The following is a 16,092-nucleotide window of genomic DNA, read 5'->3' on the forward strand; positions in this document are numbered from 1 at the left end:
AGTGGTTGACCGCCCGGCGAAGAAGCCGATTGGATATTTCCCGTGATACCGGAAATTTCCGGTTGATCGGGGGCTCCAATTTTCGGGCGTTCTGAGAATGGTAAATGCGTTGACCAGCCCTTCCGGCTTACCGGTGCCCGTCGGCTCCTCGGCCGCGCTGCAGCTGCTGCAGGCGCTGGCCAGGGTCCCCGCGGAACGCCTGAGCGGCACGCTCACCGTGACCGGCCACCCCGGTGGCGTCTTCCACCTGCGGGACGGTTCGGTCATGGCCGTCGAGTCGTCGGGCGCGCCGAGCGTCGCGACGATCCTGCTGGCCACCGGCCGCATCACCGAGGGGGAGTGGGCGGCGGGCTCCGGAGTGCTGGCCCCCGAGTCGCTCGCGCGTGCGTCCGTCGGTCCGGCGACGCTCCACGCGATGCAGGCGATGGTGACGCTCGACGGCGCGTTCGCCGTCGCGGCAGGTCGGATCGACGACGTCGAGCTGATCGAGGGGGAGCCGGCCGCCGGCTGGGACCCGGCTCACGGCGTCGAGCCGGGCGTGCTCCTGGGCGAGGCGGAGCGCCGCCTGCGGGCGCTGGCCCTGAGCCGGGTGCCGATCTGTCCCTTCGGCGACCGGCCCCTGCTCGCGGGCCCGGTCGCCGCCTGCGCCAACCGGGCTCGCCGCGAGGTCCTGGAGAAGGTGAACGGCAGGCGCAGCTGCCGCGACATCGCCTTCCTCCTGGGCCGCGGGCTGTACGTCACGACGATGGAGGTCGTGGGCCTGCTGGCCGAGGGGATGGTGAGCCTGCCCGAACCTCCGGGCGAGGATCCGCCGCGGGACGACGCGGCCCCTGAGGTGCTCGCCGCCGTGCTCCCGCGCCGTAGCCGGGGTGCGAGCGGTATAAATCGCCCAGAGGTTGTACAAGCCACCTTTCGCCCCCCTTTTCAAGCGAGAATACGCCATCCGGGAAAAGGGCATATCGAGCCGAACGAGAGACCGGAATAGCCGTTCTCCGTTCATTCTTGGCATTTGTTCTTGGTGGGAGGATTCGTGGCTTCCGACGACGACAGCGAGCTGATCGCGGTGATGAGGGCCCTGCGCGAGCAGGTGGTGGGAGTCACCGACGTCGCCGTCGCGACCAGGGACGGGCTGCTGATAGCGGCTGACTCCGACGAGGAGGTCGACCTGGACCGGCTGGCCGCCCTGGCGGCGGCCACCCTCGGCCTGGCCTCGGGCGGCGGCGCCGCGGTGGACCGGGGCGTGCCCGGCCAGGCGACCCTGGAGTACAGCAGCGGCTACCTGGCCGTGCGGCCCGTCGGCAGCACGGCGCTGATGGTGGTCCTGGGCGACCGCGGGATGGACCTGGCCGGATTCCGGGCGCACGCGCAGGCCGCGGTCGAGAGCCTCGGCACCCTGCTCGCCGCCGAGAAGGCGCACGCGCACACAGACATCTGAGCGGACACGAGAAAGGACCGTGATGAACATGTCCTCCAAGTCGGACACCAACGCCGGGCTGAGCCTCAGCGACCGGGTCGGGCTCCTCGTCAAGGACCTGCGGACGGAGGTGCCCGACTGCGTCGCCACCGGGGTCATCGACATGTCGACCGGCATGCTGATGTCGGTCGAGACCGTCGACTCCCACCCGCCGGAGGTGCTCGACATGCTGGCGGCGGCGACGCTGGAGCTCTTCCAGGGCCGCAACGTGACGATGATCGAGAACATCTTCAAGGAGCGCCGCGGCATCGTCAGCGACCGCCACTACTTCCAGGAGATCCTCGTCAACAGCGAGAACCTGGCCCACCTGTTCCTCCGCCTCGACAGCGCCGACGACGTGGTCGCGGTGGTGGTGTGCCGCAAGACGGTCAACGTGGGCATGCTCTTCGCCCAGTCCAGGCGCGTCCTGAAGGACCACGGCCGGCTCTGAGCACCAGGGGTTTGCCGCCGCGGCTCCCGGATAGCTGAAGGGTCCATGACGCCGGACAGGGAGGAAGATCATGGGCCTGGACGACAAGGTGAACAACAAGGCCGAGGAGCTGGGGGGCAAGGTCAAGGAGGGCGCCGGCCGGGCCACCGGTGACGAGCGTCTGGAGGCCGAGGGCAAGGCCCAGCAGGGCGAGAGCAAGCTCAAGCAGGCCGGGGAGAAGATCAAGGACGCGGCCAAGAACGTCAAGGACGCGATCACCCCTGATCACAAGGACCGGCGCTAGCGGGTCATTGCAGACGAAGGGGGCGGCATCCTCACCGGATGCCGCCCCCTTCGTCCGCCTGTCACCTGGACCAGGGGCGCTCGTTGACCCAGATCACCCCGGCGAGGATCAGCCCCGCGCAGCCGGCGAGGATGACCCCGGTGGCGATGTCGATGTCGACCGGGCGCAGCGCGATCCCGGCCACGAGGAGGACCGCGCCCAGGCCCAGCGACCAGCGAAGGATCTTCTTGTCGAGGCTTGTCACCGTGGCTCCGCATCGCGCTCGTGAATCGGGGGCGTCCATTCAAGCACGACGGCGGGCGGCACCCTCCCTCGGTGCCGCCCGCCGTACGACCGGGAGCCGTCAGCCCATGTGCGGGTAACGGTGGTCGGTCGGGGGCACGAACGTCTCCTTGATCGTGCGGGCGTTGACCCACCGGATCAGGTTGAAGATCGAGCCCGCCTTGTCGTTGGTGCCCGAGGCGCGGGCGCCGCCGAACGGCTGCTGGCCGACGACGGCCCCGGTGGGCTTGTCGTTGATGTAGTAGTTGCCCGCCGCGAACCGCAGCCGTTCGGAGGCGGAGGCGATCGCGTGCCGGTCCTGCGCGATGAGCGAGCCGGTCAGGGCGTACGGCGAGGCGGACTCCATCTGATCGAGCACGGCGTCGAAGTTCGCGTCGTCGTAGACGTGCACGCCCAGGATCGGCCCGAAGTACTCCTTGACGAAGATCTCGTCGGTCGGGTCCTGGCCCAGCAGGATCGTCGGCTTGACGAAGTAGCCGGTCGAGTCGTCGTAGGAGCCGGTGAGCACCTCGACGCCGTCGGTCGCGCGGGCCCGGTCGATGGCGGCCTTGTGCTTGGCGAAGGCGCGGTCGTCGATGACGGCGCCCATGAAGGTCGACAGGTCGGCGGCGACGTCGCCCACGGCGAGCGACTCGGCGGTCGAGATCAGCTCGTCCTTGATGGCCGACCAGAGCGAGCGGGGGACGTAGGCGCGCGAGGCTGCCGAGCACTTCTGGCCCTGGTACTCGAAGGCGCCGCGGATCAGGGCGGTGGTCAGGACGGCGGGGTCGGCCGACGGGTGGGCCAGCACGAAGTCCTTGCCGCCCGTCTCGCCGACCAGGCGCGGGTAGCCCTTGTAGCCGGTGATGTTCTCGCCGATCGTGCGCCACAGGTGCTGGAAGGTGGCGGTGGAGCCGGTGAAGTGCACGCCGGCCAGCTCCGGGTGGGTCATGGCGACCTCGGAGACGGCGGTGCCGTTGCCGGTGACCAGGTTGATGACACCGGGCGGCAGGCCGGCGGCCTCCAGCAGGCGCATGGTGAAGTGCGCGGCGAACTGCTGGGTGGGCGACGGCTTCCACACCACGACGTTGCCCATGAGGGCGGCCGAGGTGGGCAGGTTGCCGGCGATGGCGGTGAAGTTGAACGGCGTGATGGCCAGCACGAAGCCCTCGAGGGGCCGGTACTCCATGCGGTTCCACACGCCGGGGGAGGAGATCGGCTGCTCGGTGTAGAGCTGGCGCGCGTACTGCACGTTGAAGCGCAGGAAGTCGATCAGCTCGCACGCGGCGTCGATCTCCGCCTGCTGGGCCGACTTCGACTGGCCCAGGACCGTGGCGGCGTTCAGCGTCTGCCGCCACGGCCCGGCCAGCAGGTCGGCCGCCTTCAGGAAGACCGCCGCGCGCTCGTCGAAGGCCAGCGCCCGCCAGGCGGGTGCCGCGCGGAGAGCGGCGTCGATCGCGGACTGCACGTCCTGGGCCGTAGCGTCGTTGGTACGGCCCAGCACGCTGCTCGTGTTGTGCGGCTGCACGACGTCGATCGTCGCCCCGCCGCCCATCTTCTCCACGCCGTCGATCGTCATCGTCAGGTCGATGGCGTTGCCCGCCAGCTCCTTGATGCGGTTCTCCAGCGCGGTGCGCTCCGCGCTGCCGGGCGCGTAGCCGTACACCGGCTCGTTGACCGGAGCCGGGACGTTGGTGAAGGCATCCATGATCACTTACCCCCAAGGGCACGAAGGAAGAAGGCGACGTTGGCCGGGCGCTCGGCCAGGCGGCGCATGAAGTAGCCGTACCAGTCGTCGCCGTAGGGCACGTAGACACGGACCGTGTGCCCGGCGGCCGCCAGGGCCTCCTGCCGGTCGGTCCGGATGCCGTACAGCATCTGGTACTCGTAGTCGCCGAAGGAGCGGCCGAAGCGGTCGGCGAGCAGCTCGGTGATCGAGATGATCCGATCGTCGTGCGTGGCCACCATGGGGTAACCCTTCCCCGCCATGAGGATCCTCAAGGCCCGCACGTAGGCCTTGTCGACGTCGTTCTTGTTCTGGTGGGCGACCGAGGCGGGCTCGCGGTAGGCGCCCTTGACCAGGCGCACCCGCGATCCCTCGCCCGCGAGGTCGCGCAGGTCGCCCTCGGTGCGGTGCAGGTAGGCCTGGATGGCCACGCCGGTCTGCGGGAAGTCCTTGCGCAGCTCGGCCAGGATGCCCAGCGTCGAGTCGACGGTGGTGTGGTCCTCCATGTCGAGGGTGACCATCGGGCTGGCCGCGCAGATCTCCCGCGCGTGCTCCAGCGCCATCTTCTCGTCGAAGGCCTGGCCGACGGCCGACAGCTTGACCGAGGCCTCGGCGGTGACGCCTGCCTCGCGCAGCGCTCCCATGAGCGTGATGTAGGCCTTGGCCGTCGCGGTGGCCGCGGCGGCGTCGCGCGTCTCCTCGCCGAGGTGGTCGACGGTGACGGCGAGCTTGGCGTCAGCCAGGCGCTGGATGGCGGTGACCGCCTCCTGGGTCGTCTCACCTGCCACGAAACGATCCACGACCTTGCGCGTGAGCGGCATGCTGGACACCGAACGGCGTACCAGTGTGCTCCGCGAGGCGGCGAGCAGAAGTTGACCGAGCATGTACACAAGCCTAAATGCCCAGTTCAGAAGGCTTCCATCGACGTCCGTAACGCGGGATGTGGCATGCTGTCATACAAATGCTCAATACCCTTCAGCTCCAGGAGACCGTCGACGAAATCGCCCGTGTTCTCGGGGCTTCCGCGACCCTGGAAGATCGATCGTTTCGCCTGCTGGCGTACGGCGCGCAGCACGGCGAGCTCGACGCCGTGCGCCAGGAGTCGATCCTGCGCCGCGCCGCCTCGCCGTGGGTGCGCGACTACTTCGAGAGCTTCGGCATCGTCAAGGCGCAGGGCCCGGTGCGCATCCCGGCCACTCCCGACCTCCAGGCGAGAATCTGCTGGCCGCTGCGCCACAAGGCGGTGACCTACGGCTACCTGTGGCTGCTCGACTCCGGCGCCCTGCCCGATCTGGAGCAGATCGCGCCCCTGGTCGAGCGCACCGCCGCGCTGCTGGCCCAGGAGGCGCGCAGCCGCCGCGAACAGGGCCGCGAGCTCGACCTGCTGCTCTCGCCCGACCCCGAGGAACGGTCGTCGCTCGACCTCGCGGGCCCGGTGACCGCGATCGCCGTGCGCGAGTCCGACCGGGTCGCGGCGTTGTGGACCCTCCCGCGCGAGGTCCTGGCCCGCGCCGGCTCGCCGGTGGCGCTGCTGGCGCCGTCGCACCTGGCCGTCGAGGTCGCGCTGACGGTCCAGAGCAGGTACGGCACCGCGGCCGGCCTGGGCGGCCCCCGCCAGGAGGCCTCCGACGCGTGGCAGAGCTGGCGCGAGGCACGCCACGCGCTGCGCATCGCCGAACACTTCCCCCGTTTCGCCCCGGTGGCCCGCTGGGAGGATCTCGGCGTGCACCGGCTGCTGGCCCGCCTGTCCACCGCCGACCTGCGCGAGCTGGCGGCGTTCGTGTCGAGCCTCGACGCCGAGCTCGTCGCCACGGTCGAGACCTACCTCGACCTCGGCGGCCACGTGCAGAAGGCCGCCGCCGAGCTCGGCATCCACCGCCAGACGCTCTACTACCGGCTGGGCAAGGCCGAGAAGGCCCTGGGCCGCGACCTGGGCGACGGCGACGACCGGCTGGCCGTGCATCTCGGCCTGAAGGCATCGCGCCTGCTGGGCGGTCAGCGGCGGTAGACGCGCCCCTTCATCATCCGCGTCGGGACCGGCGCCATCGGGCTGACCGCCAGGTCGAGCGGCTCCGCCGTACCCTCGCCCGATCCCAGCAGCACGCGGGTGAGCGCGGCCCGGTCGTCCGTCATCTCCCGCAGCGCCTCCAGCAGGCGCGGCGGCGAGCCCGCGCGCAGCCCGGCCAGGACCGCCCGCCTGACCAGCTCCTTGAAGAACGAGGCCGTCACGCCCTCGGTGGCCTGCACCACCTCGTCGAGGTCGGCCGTCAGGTCCAGCTCCCGCCCGTACAGACGCAGCAGCTTGCCACGGGCGTCGGCGTCGGGCCTGGGCACCTCGACCGCCAGGTCGACGCGTCCCGGCCGGTCGGCCAGGGCCCGCTCCAGCACCTCCACCCGGTTGGTCGTCAGCACGAAGGTGACGTCGGCGTCGGAGCCGACCCCGTCCATCGCGTCGAGCAGGCTGAACAGCAGCGGATTGCCGTCGGCGCCGAAGCTGCGGTCACTGGCCACCAGGTCGACGTCCTCCAGCACCACGACCGCCGGCTGCAACCGCCTGGCCAGCGCCGCGCCTTCGGCGACGAACCGCATCGCGGCGCCCGTCATCACCACGACGGTGACCTCGGGCAGGCGGCCCATCAGGTAGCGCACGGTGTGCGTCTTGCCGGTGCCGGGGGCGCCGTACAGCAGCAGCCCGCGCTTCAGGTGCTGGCCGAGGGAACGCAGGGCCCCGGCGTGCTCGGCGATGCCCACCACGTGCCGCTCGATGCTCTCCAGCACCCCCTCCGGCAGGATGACCTGCTCGGAGCCGAGCACCGGCCTGGGCACGAAGCTGACGAGCTTGTTGCCCAGGTGCTCGGAGAAGCCGAAGGTGAGGATCTGGCCCTTGAAGACGTCGTTGGCGGTCATCAGGCGCTGGATCTCGTCGCGCGTGGCGGTGGCGTCGGCCCTGGCCGCCGCCAGGACCTCGATCCTGCAGCCCTCCATGCCGAACTGCTCGGCGGGCCCGCGCATCACGAGCACGACGGGCGCGCCGCCGGGCGCGCGCGAGAGCACGAATCCGAAGGTGACGACCTCGGTCGTCGAGTCGGGGCCCACGGCCGCCGTGGTGTAGTCGACCGAGCCGATCTCGAAGCGGTCGAGCCGCCGCTCCGCGACGGTCAGCATGTCGATGGTGTCCTGGTGGTGACGCCCCTGGCCGGCCAGGCCGAACCACTGCGCGCCGTCGTCCGGGCGGGCGTCGAGGTAGGCGTCGAGGCCTCGCTGCAGGTTGACGTGCTCCCAGACCGGGAAGGTCTGGGTGACCACCACCAGGTGCTTCAGCCCGCAGCCCACGTGATCGGTGATCCGGGTGACCAGCTCCGGCGCCGGCTGTGACTCGTCGATGACGTTGTGCGCCTGCTCCAGCAGCTTCTTCAACGCCAGGGCCAACGACCTGGCTTCGTCAGTCTCCATGCGGCCACCCTGGCACACGGGGGAGCGGGACGCGCGCCGTCTAACGCACCCGCTCGGCCACGTCGGCCTCGCCGCGCTCGACGAGCAGCTCGCGGACCCTGGCCCGGTGCTCGTCGCTCTTGTGGCCGTCGTACTTGAACTTGCCGCGGATCTCCTCGATCGTCAGGCGCAGCCCGCGGATGCCCGACAGCAGCCGCGGCATCCGCGCCGGATCGCCCAGCCCGGGGTCGAGCTCGGCCAGCTGGGCGCGCAGGATCTCCAGCTTGCCGTCGGCCCCGGTGACGATCTCGGCGTGGCAGACGAGCTGGACGGCCGAGTAGAAGGTGGTGGGCACGCCCAGGCTGGGATCGGTGCCGGGCTCGGCCCGCCAGGCGCCGGGCACGTAGGTCCAGTTCTCCGCGACCGACAGCACGACCTTGGGGTTCTCCTCGATGGCCGCCCAGATCGGGTTGGGCCTGGCCAGGTGCAGCGCCACGGTGCGCCCGGCCTCCAGGAGGAACTGGGTGGGCACCACGACCGGCACGTCGCGGCCGCGCCCCGAGGCGATGAGGTGGCCGAACTGGTGGGCGCCGACGTAGGCGAGCGCGCTGTCGTCGTCACCGGCGTCCCAGGGGTGAATCAGCATAGTGGGCACTGTAAGGCCCGTACGGCTGAGCCGTACGGGCCGGGGGTCGCAGCCGGTCAGGAGGCGGCGGCGAGGGTGTCGGAGTAGACCCGCAGGAGTTCCTGGCCGATTCGCTCCCAGCTGTAGCGGGAACGGGCCCGGTCGGCTCCGGCGTAGCCGATCGCCGTGCGGCGGGTCGGGTCGGCCAGCAGCTCGCGGGCCAGGCGTGCGGTCCTGGCGGGCTTGTCCGGCGGCACCAGCAGCCCGGTGACGCCGTCGACGACCGAGTCGAGGTGCGCACCCACCGCCGAGGCGATGACCGGCACGCCGCAGGCCATGGCCTCCAGCGCCACCGCGCCGGTGCCGGGCTCGGCGGGCAGGGTCACGACCACGTCGGCGCCGCGCATCAGCTTGGGCACCGTGGTGCGGGGCACGTGACCGAGGATGGTCACCCGCTCGGCCACGCCGAGCCGCTCGGCCAGCGCCCGCAGGCGGCGGGCGTCGGGGTCGCGCTCGAGCTCCTCGGGCGACGGGCCGCCGACGATGACCAGCTCCACGTCGGGAAGCCCGGCCAGCGCGCGCACGATCGTCTGCGCGCCCGCTCCGGCGCCGATGCGCCCCACGTGCAGCAGCCGCTGGTGCGTGCCGCGCGCGGCGGCCGGGCCCTGGCGGCGGAACTTGTCGGTGTCGACGCCGTACGGCACGACGGCGATGTGCTCGCGCGGCACACCCAGCCGGATGAGCGAGGCCTCCTCGTCGAGGCAGCCGGCGATGACGGCGTCGGCGCGCCGTCCGAGCGCCCGCTCCAGGCGCAGGTGCGCGGGCTGCTTGACCGGTCCGAAGGTCTGGGTGACCGGCACCCGCAGGCCGTCGGCGCCGGCCACCGCGGCCAGCCCTCCGGTCCAGTTGTGGGCGTGGATGAGGTCAGGCGGCTCGTGGCTCCACCGCTTGGCCAGCTCGTCGCCCACCTGAGCGAGGTAGGGGGCCACCTCGTCGGCGGCCAGGGCGCGGGCCGGGCCGATGTCGAGCTGCTCGAGCACGACGCCGGGCGCGGGCTTCGTCCTGGACTTTCCCTCGGTGCTTTCGCGGCGGGAATAGATGGTCACGCGATGCTCGCGGCCCAGCTCACGGGCGGTGGCGAGGATCTGCTGACGGCGGCTGCCTCCGGTGGAGGCGACGATGGCTATGTTCATGGCACACCTGTAAAGGGCAGGGGGCTCCTTAGGGTGTGCCTGCGTCTTAGGCACGTTCAGCTAATGACCATGTATACCCTGGTTTGCTGATTTTTCAAACCGCTCGCAGGGCAAGAACGACGACTTCGTCCCAAACCTGGCCGCCGGAGAAGGCGTGCCGGTCCTCCTCCAGGGTCTTCACCACCGCGGCGGGAGCCTGCCCGACGCACCTGGCCAGCACGTCCGCCAGGCGGTCCTCCCCGTAGGTCTCACCCCGGGCGTTGCGCGAGGACAGCAGGCCCTCGGAGTAGAAGACCAGCAGCTGGTCGTGGCCGAGGGTGATCTCCTCGACCTGCGTCTCGCTCTCGGGGGAGATGCCGAGCGGCACCCCGCCACCCGAGGCGAAGCGCACGGTGCCGTCGGGGTGAACCAGCGCGGCCGGGTGGTGACCGGCCGACGAGACCCGCAGGGTGCGACCGGAGACGTAACCGGAGACGGCCATCACGAACATGCCGGTGCCCTGCGACACGAGCGCCTCGTTGACCTTGCGCACGGCCTGGTCGGGATCGCTCTCCCAGGCGCTGAGCACGCGCAGGCCGCCGCGCACCACCGCGCTGACGGAGGCGGCCTCCTGGCCCTTGCCGACCGCCCCGCCCATGGTGAAACCCCAGCCGCCCGGCCTGGGGAAGACGTCGTAGAACTCCGCGCCGACCGACGAACCCGGGTTGTAGATGGCCGCCGCCTCGAAGCCGGGAACGTCGGGCAGGGTGCGCGGCACCACGCTCGTGACCAGCGCCTCGGCCGCGCGCGAGCGGCTGACGAAGCTCTCCTGCGCCCGCAGCGCCAGGCCCAGCTGCCGGCCCAGCTCCTCCACCAGGCCCAGGTCGGCCAGCGTGAACGGAGGGCGGTCGTGCGAGCGCAGCAACGTCAGCACGCCCTGGTCGCGACCGATCAGCGCGCACAGCAGCGAACCCGCCTCGACCACGGTCAGCAACGGGCCGTCGGCGGTCACGCCGAACAGCAGCTCGTCGTCGACCATCTCGTGCACCTCGCCGGAGCCGCGTTCCAGCACCTGCGTCACGACCGGGCAGGCCGAGGGCTCGGCCTGCTCCACCGTGCGGATCAGGCCGCCCAGCGGCTGGTCGCGCGGGGCCACCACCGAGCTGCGGTGCAGGCGGCCGTCGCGCACCAGGTCGGCCACCACCCAGTCGGCCAGCTCGCCGCCCAGCAGGCGGGCGGCGCGGGCCAGAGCCACGGGCTGCAGCAGGCTGTCGGGGTCGAGCAGCAGGGCCGCCATCCTGGACAGCAACTCCTGGCGGCGGGCCGCCGCCACCAGCAGCTCGGCCTGGTCGAGGCTGGCCACGGTCAGCGCGGGACGCGGCGGCTCCACCTCGGTCGGCAGCGCCACCGCGAGCACCATCTGCTGCGGCTCGCCGGGAAGCTGCAACGGCGTGAGCACGAGCTGCACGGTGTGGGTGCGGCCCTGGTGGATCAGGCGCGTCTCGAACGCGGCACTCTGGCCCGTCTGTATCGCCGAGGTCAGGTGCGAGCGGAAGGCCGCCCGGCGCGAGACGTCGACCAGCAGCGGAAACGAGCGGCCGACCAGATAGCCGTCGGGGCTGCCGAGCACGCGGGTGGTTTCGGTGTTGACCCGGCGCACCACGCCTCCGCCGTCGAGCACCACGACGGGCACGGGGAAGGAGCGGAAGACCTGGCGCAGCAGCTTGAGCTCCCGCTGCCCACCGCCCCCGCCGCCCTTACGCGCCGCGCTGCCCGACCTGCGCATCTCCGCGCGAGCGCCGTACAGCAGCTCCACCGCGGTGTCGAGCTCGGCCATGGCGGCCTCGAGCGTCGGGGCCAGGTCCTTCGGATAGGCCGCACCGGCCCCCCGCAAGGATGAAACCCGCCTGGCCAGCTCGTCCACCGCGTGTTCGAGCGTGGCCAGCCCCATCGGCTCAGTCAAGGTCGCCTCCCATGGCTTCGACGCTACGCCATCGCGCATTAACGTAGCCATATCGGGAAGGAGTCTGCGCACCATGGAATCGACGGCTATGATCACGCCGGGCTTGGCGAGAGAGCTCGCCACGCTGGCCAGGCTGGGTGACGACACCTCCACCGAGAGCGTCCTGAGGTCGCTCACGACCACCCTGGCGGCGGGTGTGCCCGGCTGCTCGGGCGCCACGGTCGAGCAGTGGCGCGAACGGCGCGCCCTGGTCTCGGCCTCCCACAGCGAGCTCATCGCCCTCGTCGAGGGCGAACGCCGGCTCGGCGAAGGACCCTCCCTCGAGGCGCGCGGCACCGGACGCAGGGTGCTGGCCAGCGACCTGCTCACCGAGCGGCGCTGGCCCGGATACGCCGCGCTCGCCGTCACCTGCGGCGTGCGCTCCCAGCTGGTGCTGCCCATCGAGGTGGGCGCCGTGCAGTTTCTCGTGGGGCTGCACTCCGTGCGCGCCTCGGCCTTCGCCGACCAGGCCGCGCCGCCGCTCGCCTCCATGCTCGCCGAGCAGCTGAGCGTGGCGATGGCCAACCTGTGGGACTTCGAAGAGGTCCGCACCGACGCCGCCCAGCTGCAGGAGGCCATGGCCGGACGCGCCATCATCGACCAGGCCAAGGGCATCATCATGAAGACCAGCGGCTGCTCGGCCGAGGAGGCCTTCGACGAGCTGCGCCGCATCTCCCAGCACCATCAGGTCAAGGTCGCCGATCTGGCCAGGTTGCTGGTGGAGGAGCACTCACGCCGACGCTAGAGCCGTCTCGAGGTCTTCGAACATGGGCAGCCGCTCGGCCAGGCCGGTGATCCACATCACCTTGGCGGTGCTGTAACGCACCCCGACCAGGGCGAAACGGTGGCCCGCCGACACGTTGGTCTGCCAGCGGTGCACGATCAGGCCGAGCGCGCGAGAGTCCATGAACGTGACACCGGTGAGGTCCAGCAGCAGGTCTCCGGGCGATCCGGCCAGGCCGTCGGCGAAGCGCTCACGCGTGGTGGCGTCAAGGGCGCCCTCGACCCGAACCAGGGTGAACCCGTCGACCCTCGAAGAGGTCAGGCCAAAGGCGGGATCATCTGGGATAGTCACGAAGCAACCCTACTGTGACGGCCACCGACTTGAATACTCGGGCGGTTATGGGGCACACTTGTCGCAAGTCCAGCAGAGGGCTTGAGCGAACGTGTGGCCTCTGCATGGGCTTTTTTGCTTTCCCAGTGCAGAGGCTCTTGCCCATAGAAGGAGCGCAGAATGCTTCTGCGAGAGCTCGAAGAGATGACGGCCGAAGACCTGCTGGCCGACATGAACCGACCGGAGATCTCCGACTACGACCGCGAGCGGCTGCGGGAGCGCATCGTCGAGATGCACCGTCCCCTGGCCATGGAGATCGCCCGTCGCTACCGTTACCGCGGCGAGCCCCTGGAAGACCTGCTCCAGGCCGCCTACGTGGGCCTCATGAAGGCCATCAACGGGTTCGACGCCGAGCTCGGCCACGCCTTCAGGGGCTACGCCGTCGTCACCATGACCGGCGAGGTCAAGCGTCACTTCCGTGACCGTACCTGGGCCATCCGCGTACCCCGCCTCTACCAGGAACGCCGCTCCGAGCTCAACCGGCTGGTCTCCGACCTGTCGCAGGACCTCGGGCGTTCCCCGACGGTGGCCGAACTGGCCGCCAGGATGAACATCAGCGAGGAGGAGGTCCTGCTCACGCTCGACGCCTCCGCCGCCTACAGCACCCTGTCGCTCGACGCCCCCATGGGCTCCGACGACGACGCCGCCTCGCTCGGCGAGGTCATCCCCGAGGACGACGACACGCTCGGCACCCTGATCGACGCCGAGGCCGTGCGCCCCCTCATCGACGCGCTCCCGCACCGGGAGAAGAACATCCTCCTGCTGCGCTTCTTCGGCAACATGACCCAGGCCGAAATCGCGGCGGAGTTCGGAATATCACAGATGCACGTGTCCAGAATCCTGCGGAAGGTACTTGACCAGCTTCGTGCGGAGCTGGTCGGCTAATACAGCACATGGACGGTTTCCCTAGCCCGCCGGCTGGAGTGCGCACACTGGCATTCCGGCTGGCCGACCTGCCCCGAGTCCGGCAACTCACGGAGGAGTCGGCTCGCAGACTGGGCTTGGCAGAAGCCGTCATCGAGGACGTGGTGATCGCCGTCAACGAGGTCGCGACCAACGCCGTCACCCACGGCGAGCACCACACCGCCCAGCTGCGCCTCTGGATCGAGGAGGGCAGCCTCCTGGTGGAGGTCCACGACACCGGGTCGTGGACCCCGCCGGAAGACCGCAGACCCGGGCCCTACGCCACCAACGGCATGGGCCTATGGGTCGCCCGGCTGCTGGCCACCGAGATCTCCTTCACGAGCGGATCGGAGGGCAGCGCGGTAACCATGCGCTTCGCCGGGAAGGGGTGAGGGCATGAGTCCTCGCATCCTGATCCTGGGCGGCGGCTACGTGGGTATGTACACCGCGCTGCGCCTGCAAAGAAAGCTGAGGCGTGGTGAGGCGCGCGTCACCGTCATCGACGCCGACTCCTACATGACCTACCAGCCCTTCCTGCCCGAGGCGGCCGCGGGCAACCTGGAACCGCGCCACGTCGTGGTCCCCCTGCGCCGGGTCCTCAACCGGTGCACCCTGCTCAGCGGCTGGGCGACCGCCATCGACGTCGCCGGCCGTACCGTGGACTTCTCGCCCCACCGCGGCGAATCACGGAAGATCGAGTACGACGTGCTCATCGTGGCGCCCGGATCCGTCTCGCGCACGCTGCCCATCCCGGGACTCGCCGAATGCGGCATCGGCTTCAAGACCGTCGAAGAGGCCATCCACCTGCGCAACCACGTCCTGGCCCAGCTGGAGCTCGCCGCCTCCACCACCGACCGGGCCATACGGCGCGAGGCGCTCACCTTCGTCTTCGTCGGCGCCGGCTTCGCGGGCGTCGAGGCCCTCGCCGAGCTGGAGGACATGGCCCACGACGCGCTGCGCTACTACCCCGAGCTCAAGGCCGACGAGCTGCGCTGGTACCTCGTCGAGGCCACCGACCGCATCCTGCCCGAGGTCGGGCCCGAGATGGGCCGGTGGACCCTGGAGCAGCTGCGGGCCCGAGGCATCGACGTACGGCTCGGCACCAAGCTCGAGTCGGCCAAGGACGGGCACATCGTCCTCGACGACGGCACCGAGTTCGACGCGGCCACCCTCGTCTGGACCGCCGGCGTCAAACCGCACCCCATCGTGCGCCACAGCGACCTGCCCATCGACGCCAAGGGACGCGTCAAGGCGACCTCGCGGCTGACCGTCGAAGGGGTCGACGGGGTCTTCGCCGCCGGAGACTGCGCCGCCGTACCCGACCTGACCCATCCCGGCGAATACACCGCGCCCAACGCCCAGCACGCCGTACGCCAGACCAAGGTCCTGGCCGACAACGTCCTGGCCCACCTGCGCGGCGGGAAGATGGGCGACTACCGGCACGCCTACGCCGGATCGGTGGCCAGCCTCGGGCTGCACAAGGGCGTCGCCCAGATCTACGGCCGGCGGCTGCGGGGACCCCTGGCGTGGTTCGTGCACAGGACCTACCATCTGTCGCGGGTGCCGACCGTCAACCGGAAGGTGCGGGTGCTCATCGACTGGACGCTCGCGCTGTTCTTCCGGCGCGAGATCGTCGCGCTGGGGGCGCTGAGCGAGCCGCGCAGGGAGTTCGAGCTGGCCACGCGTGACAAGTGAGCTCTTCCCGACATTGCACGGGAAAGCGGCCACCTCCCTGCTCGGAGGTGGCCGCTTGGCTTCTTGGTTACCCTTACCGCCTGCTACGGCCGCGCCAGCCGCCGTAACTCCGCACGCTCGCCGTGCCGATCCCCGCCTGGTGCAGGGCCAGCAGAGCCAGGCCCAGCAGGATGAACGAGGTGTTCGAGATCCCCGCGATCTGCGCCCCGATCAGGTCCATCAGGAACCCGATACCGAAGATGATCGCCGCAACGATGGCCAGCATCGGTTACCGCCCTTCCGTGCTCGACAGCGACATCAGCCGCTCCAGCACCTGCCTGTAGTCACGCAGCGCCAGCCGCAGCTGCTCGGTGTCGTTGTCGCCCGCGTTCTTCCACCGGTCGCGCAGCTCGTTCGTGCGCGTCGACAGGGCGGTCGTCAGCGCGGTGACGACCTCGTCGATCAGCGAATCGGCGCGCTCCACCGACTCACGGGGCTCGTCGACGAAGCCCGACTGCACGTCGCGCCAGCGTTCGCGCAGCTGCGTGGTGTCCTGGTCGAACAGCTCCAGGTTCTGCGCCTGGTTCTGCCCCTGGTACGGCACGGCATGGGCCGGGACGTGCTGGTTCTCATCCCCGGCGATGAGGACGTCGCCGGGGGAGGCGCCGGGCGTGACGTCGGCGGTGCGCTGGCTCGGCACGAGCATCTCGTCCCGGTCGCCCTGCAGGTCGTCGTGATGGTCGACGGTGGCGCCCGTGTCATCGTGCAGCCGGTCGCGGTCGTTGTCCGTCACGTCGTGCAGCTGCCCATCACGGTCGTGGTCGGCCACGTCATGCAGGCCGTCACGGTCGTTGTCGTTGGCTACCGCGTCGTCGTGCAGCCCGTCTCGGTCACGGTCGCGGTCGTTGCCGGCCACGTCGTGCAGGCCGTCACGGTCGCGGTCGTTGTCGGCCACGTCATCGTGCAGCCCGTCGCGGTGGTCGCCCAGGACCCCCG

General features: G+C 70.7%; 19 protein-coding genes. 9 read left to right on the top strand and 10 right to left on the bottom strand.

Translation table 11 applies throughout. The features are described 5' to 3' along the window. The first annotated feature begins 109 nt into the window (after positions 1 to 109). From ACIBH1_RS42815 to ACIBH1_RS42830, 4 genes are all read left to right on the top strand, one after another. A complete protein-coding gene (locus ACIBH1_RS42815; protein WP_397319835.1) occupies positions 110 to 985 on the top strand; it encodes a hypothetical protein in 876 nt (291 codons plus the stop codon). A gap of 45 nt (positions 986 to 1,030) precedes the next feature. Next, positions 1,031 to 1,435 (top strand): roadblock/LC7 domain-containing protein, encoded by a 405-nt coding sequence (locus ACIBH1_RS42820; protein WP_397319836.1) that lies wholly within the window; start codon positions 1,031 to 1,033, stop codon positions 1,433 to 1,435. A gap of 28 nt (positions 1,436 to 1,463) precedes the next feature. After that, entirely contained in the window at positions 1,464 to 1,904 is a 441-nt protein-coding gene (locus ACIBH1_RS42825; RefSeq protein WP_397319837.1) for a hypothetical protein, read from the top strand. Between the two features lie 70 nt (positions 1,905 to 1,974). Next, positions 1,975 to 2,187, top strand: a complete 213-nt coding sequence (locus ACIBH1_RS42830; RefSeq protein ID WP_397319838.1) for a CsbD family protein — start codon at positions 1,975 to 1,977, stop codon at positions 2,185 to 2,187. 61 nt (positions 2,188 to 2,248) lie between these two features. Here ACIBH1_RS42830 and ACIBH1_RS42835 read toward each other — a convergent pair whose 3' ends face one another. The 3 genes from ACIBH1_RS42835 to ACIBH1_RS42845 all read right to left on the bottom strand — a co-directional run bounded on the left by ACIBH1_RS42835 (position 2,249) and on the right by ACIBH1_RS42845 (position 5,058). Further along, the gene (locus tag ACIBH1_RS42835) at positions 2,249 to 2,431 is read right to left on the bottom strand and encodes a hypothetical protein (RefSeq protein WP_397319839.1); all 183 of its coding nucleotides are present in this window, start codon (positions 2,429 to 2,431) and stop codon (positions 2,249 to 2,251) included. A gap of 99 nt (positions 2,432 to 2,530) precedes the next feature. Next, positions 2,531 to 4,156, bottom strand: coding sequence for an L-glutamate gamma-semialdehyde dehydrogenase (gene pruA, locus ACIBH1_RS42840; RefSeq protein ID WP_397319840.1), 1,626 nt, complete (start codon positions 4,154 to 4,156; stop codon positions 2,531 to 2,533). 2 nt (positions 4,157 to 4,158) lie between these two features. Then, the gene (locus tag ACIBH1_RS42845; RefSeq protein WP_397319842.1) at positions 4,159 to 5,058 is read right to left on the bottom strand and encodes a proline dehydrogenase family protein; all 900 of its coding nucleotides are present in this window, start codon (positions 5,056 to 5,058) and stop codon (positions 4,159 to 4,161) included. A gap of 77 nt (positions 5,059 to 5,135) precedes the next feature. Here ACIBH1_RS42845 and ACIBH1_RS42850 point away from each other — a divergent pair, with 77 nt between their 5' ends. Next, complete coding sequence (locus ACIBH1_RS42850) at positions 5,136 to 6,182, top strand: PucR family transcriptional regulator (RefSeq protein ID WP_397319843.1); 1,047 nt, start codon at positions 5,136 to 5,138, stop codon at positions 6,180 to 6,182. On the opposite strand, the gene ACIBH1_RS42855 is transcribed toward ACIBH1_RS42850, so the two are convergent. From ACIBH1_RS42855 to ACIBH1_RS42870, 4 genes are all read right to left on the bottom strand, one after another. After that, a complete protein-coding gene (locus ACIBH1_RS42855) occupies positions 6,170 to 7,627 on the bottom strand; it encodes an AAA family ATPase (RefSeq protein ID WP_397319844.1) in 1,458 nt (485 codons plus the stop codon). The two genes, ACIBH1_RS42850 and ACIBH1_RS42855, sit on opposite strands and share 13 nt — an antisense overlap. Before the next feature lie 40 nt (positions 7,628 to 7,667). Continuing rightward, positions 7,668 to 8,252, bottom strand: coding sequence for an FMN-binding negative transcriptional regulator (locus ACIBH1_RS42860; RefSeq protein ID WP_397319845.1), 585 nt, complete (start codon positions 8,250 to 8,252; stop codon positions 7,668 to 7,670). Between the two features lie 56 nt (positions 8,253 to 8,308). After that, positions 8,309 to 9,424 carry a glycosyltransferase gene (locus ACIBH1_RS42865; protein WP_397319846.1) on the bottom strand — a complete coding sequence of 372 codons (1,116 nt, stop codon included), beginning with the start codon at positions 9,422 to 9,424 and terminating at the stop codon, positions 8,309 to 8,311. A gap of 94 nt (positions 9,425 to 9,518) precedes the next feature. Next, positions 9,519 to 11,366 carry a SpoIIE family protein phosphatase gene (locus ACIBH1_RS42870; protein ID WP_397319847.1) on the bottom strand — a complete coding sequence of 616 codons (1,848 nt, stop codon included), beginning with the start codon at positions 11,364 to 11,366 and terminating at the stop codon, positions 9,519 to 9,521. Positions 11,367 to 11,439: 73 nt separating this feature from the next. Here ACIBH1_RS42870 and ACIBH1_RS42875 point away from each other — a divergent pair, with 73 nt between their 5' ends. Further along, positions 11,440 to 12,150 carry an ANTAR domain-containing protein gene (locus ACIBH1_RS42875; RefSeq protein ID WP_397319848.1) on the top strand — a complete coding sequence of 237 codons (711 nt, stop codon included), beginning with the start codon at positions 11,440 to 11,442 and terminating at the stop codon, positions 12,148 to 12,150. On the opposite strand, the gene ACIBH1_RS42880 is transcribed toward ACIBH1_RS42875, so the two are convergent. Further along, a complete protein-coding gene (locus ACIBH1_RS42880) occupies positions 12,136 to 12,480 on the bottom strand; it encodes an STAS domain-containing protein (RefSeq protein ID WP_397319849.1) in 345 nt (114 codons plus the stop codon). The two genes, ACIBH1_RS42875 and ACIBH1_RS42880, sit on opposite strands and share 15 nt — an antisense overlap. A 159-nt stretch (positions 12,481 to 12,639) precedes the next feature. Between ACIBH1_RS42880 and ACIBH1_RS42885 the strand changes: the two genes are divergently transcribed. From ACIBH1_RS42885 to ACIBH1_RS42895, 3 genes are read left to right on the top strand one after another with little or no spacing between them, the layout of a single operon-like run. Further along, positions 12,640 to 13,404, top strand: a complete 765-nt coding sequence (locus ACIBH1_RS42885) for a SigB/SigF/SigG family RNA polymerase sigma factor (protein ID WP_181608686.1) — start codon at positions 12,640 to 12,642, stop codon at positions 13,402 to 13,404. Positions 13,405 to 13,442: 38 nt separating this feature from the next. Continuing rightward, positions 13,443 to 13,814: an ATP-binding protein gene (locus ACIBH1_RS42890; RefSeq protein ID WP_397319850.1), complete on the top strand. Its 372-nt coding sequence runs from the start codon at positions 13,443 to 13,445 to the stop codon at positions 13,812 to 13,814. 4 nt (positions 13,815 to 13,818) lie between these two features. Beyond that, complete coding sequence (locus tag ACIBH1_RS42895) at positions 13,819 to 15,117, top strand: NAD(P)/FAD-dependent oxidoreductase (protein WP_397319851.1); 1,299 nt, start codon at positions 13,819 to 13,821, stop codon at positions 15,115 to 15,117. A 73-nt stretch (positions 15,118 to 15,190) separates the two neighbouring features. Here the strand turns inward: ACIBH1_RS42895 and ACIBH1_RS42900 are convergent, their stop codons facing one another. Beyond that, positions 15,191 to 15,382 carry a hypothetical protein gene (locus ACIBH1_RS42900; protein ID WP_397319852.1) on the bottom strand — a complete coding sequence of 64 codons (192 nt, stop codon included), beginning with the start codon at positions 15,380 to 15,382 and terminating at the stop codon, positions 15,191 to 15,193. Between the two features lie 3 nt (positions 15,383 to 15,385). Then, on the bottom strand, positions 15,386 to 16,051 hold the full coding sequence (locus ACIBH1_RS42905) for a hypothetical protein (protein ID WP_397319853.1): 666 nt from the start codon (positions 16,049 to 16,051) through the stop codon (positions 15,386 to 15,388). Positions 16,052 to 16,092: the final 41 nt, after the last annotated feature.

The sequence above is a fragment of the Nonomuraea sp. NPDC050663 genome, assembly GCF_044456985.1.
GTDB lineage: Bacteria > Actinomycetota > Actinomycetes > Streptosporangiales > Streptosporangiaceae > Nonomuraea.

Bases quoted from the DNA above. Each gene is read 5' to 3' on its own strand.
- ACIBH1_RS42825 (WP_397319837.1), top strand. From the start codon at position 1,464: ATGTCCTCCAAGTCGGACACCAACGCCGGGCTGAGCCTCAGCGACCGG.
- ACIBH1_RS42830 (WP_397319838.1), top strand. From the start codon at position 1,975: ATGGGCCTGGACGACAAGGTGAACAACAAGGCCGAGGAGCTGGGGGGC.
- pruA (WP_397319840.1), bottom strand. From the start codon at position 4,156: ATGGATGCCTTCACCAACGTCCCGGCTCCGGTCAACGAGCCGGTGTAC.
- ACIBH1_RS42845 (WP_397319842.1), bottom strand. From the start codon at position 5,058: ATGCTCGGTCAACTTCTGCTCGCCGCCTCGCGGAGCACACTGGTACGC.
- ACIBH1_RS42850 (WP_397319843.1), top strand. From the start codon at position 5,136: ATGCTCAATACCCTTCAGCTCCAGGAGACCGTCGACGAAATCGCCCGT.
- ACIBH1_RS42855 (WP_397319844.1), bottom strand. From the start codon at position 7,627: ATGGAGACTGACGAAGCCAGGTCGTTGGCCCTGGCGTTGAAGAAGCTG.
- ACIBH1_RS42860 (WP_397319845.1), bottom strand. From the start codon at position 8,252: ATGCTGATTCACCCCTGGGACGCCGGTGACGACGACAGCGCGCTCGCC.
- ACIBH1_RS42865 (WP_397319846.1), bottom strand. From the start codon at position 9,424: ATGAACATAGCCATCGTCGCCTCCACCGGAGGCAGCCGCCGTCAGCAG.
- ACIBH1_RS42875 (WP_397319848.1), top strand. From the start codon at position 11,440: ATGGAATCGACGGCTATGATCACGCCGGGCTTGGCGAGAGAGCTCGCC.
- ACIBH1_RS42885 (WP_181608686.1), top strand. From the start codon at position 12,640: ATGCTTCTGCGAGAGCTCGAAGAGATGACGGCCGAAGACCTGCTGGCC.
- ACIBH1_RS42895 (WP_397319851.1), top strand. From the start codon at position 13,819: ATGAGTCCTCGCATCCTGATCCTGGGCGGCGGCTACGTGGGTATGTAC.
- ACIBH1_RS42900 (WP_397319852.1), bottom strand. From the start codon at position 15,382: ATGCTGGCCATCGTTGCGGCGATCATCTTCGGTATCGGGTTCCTGATG.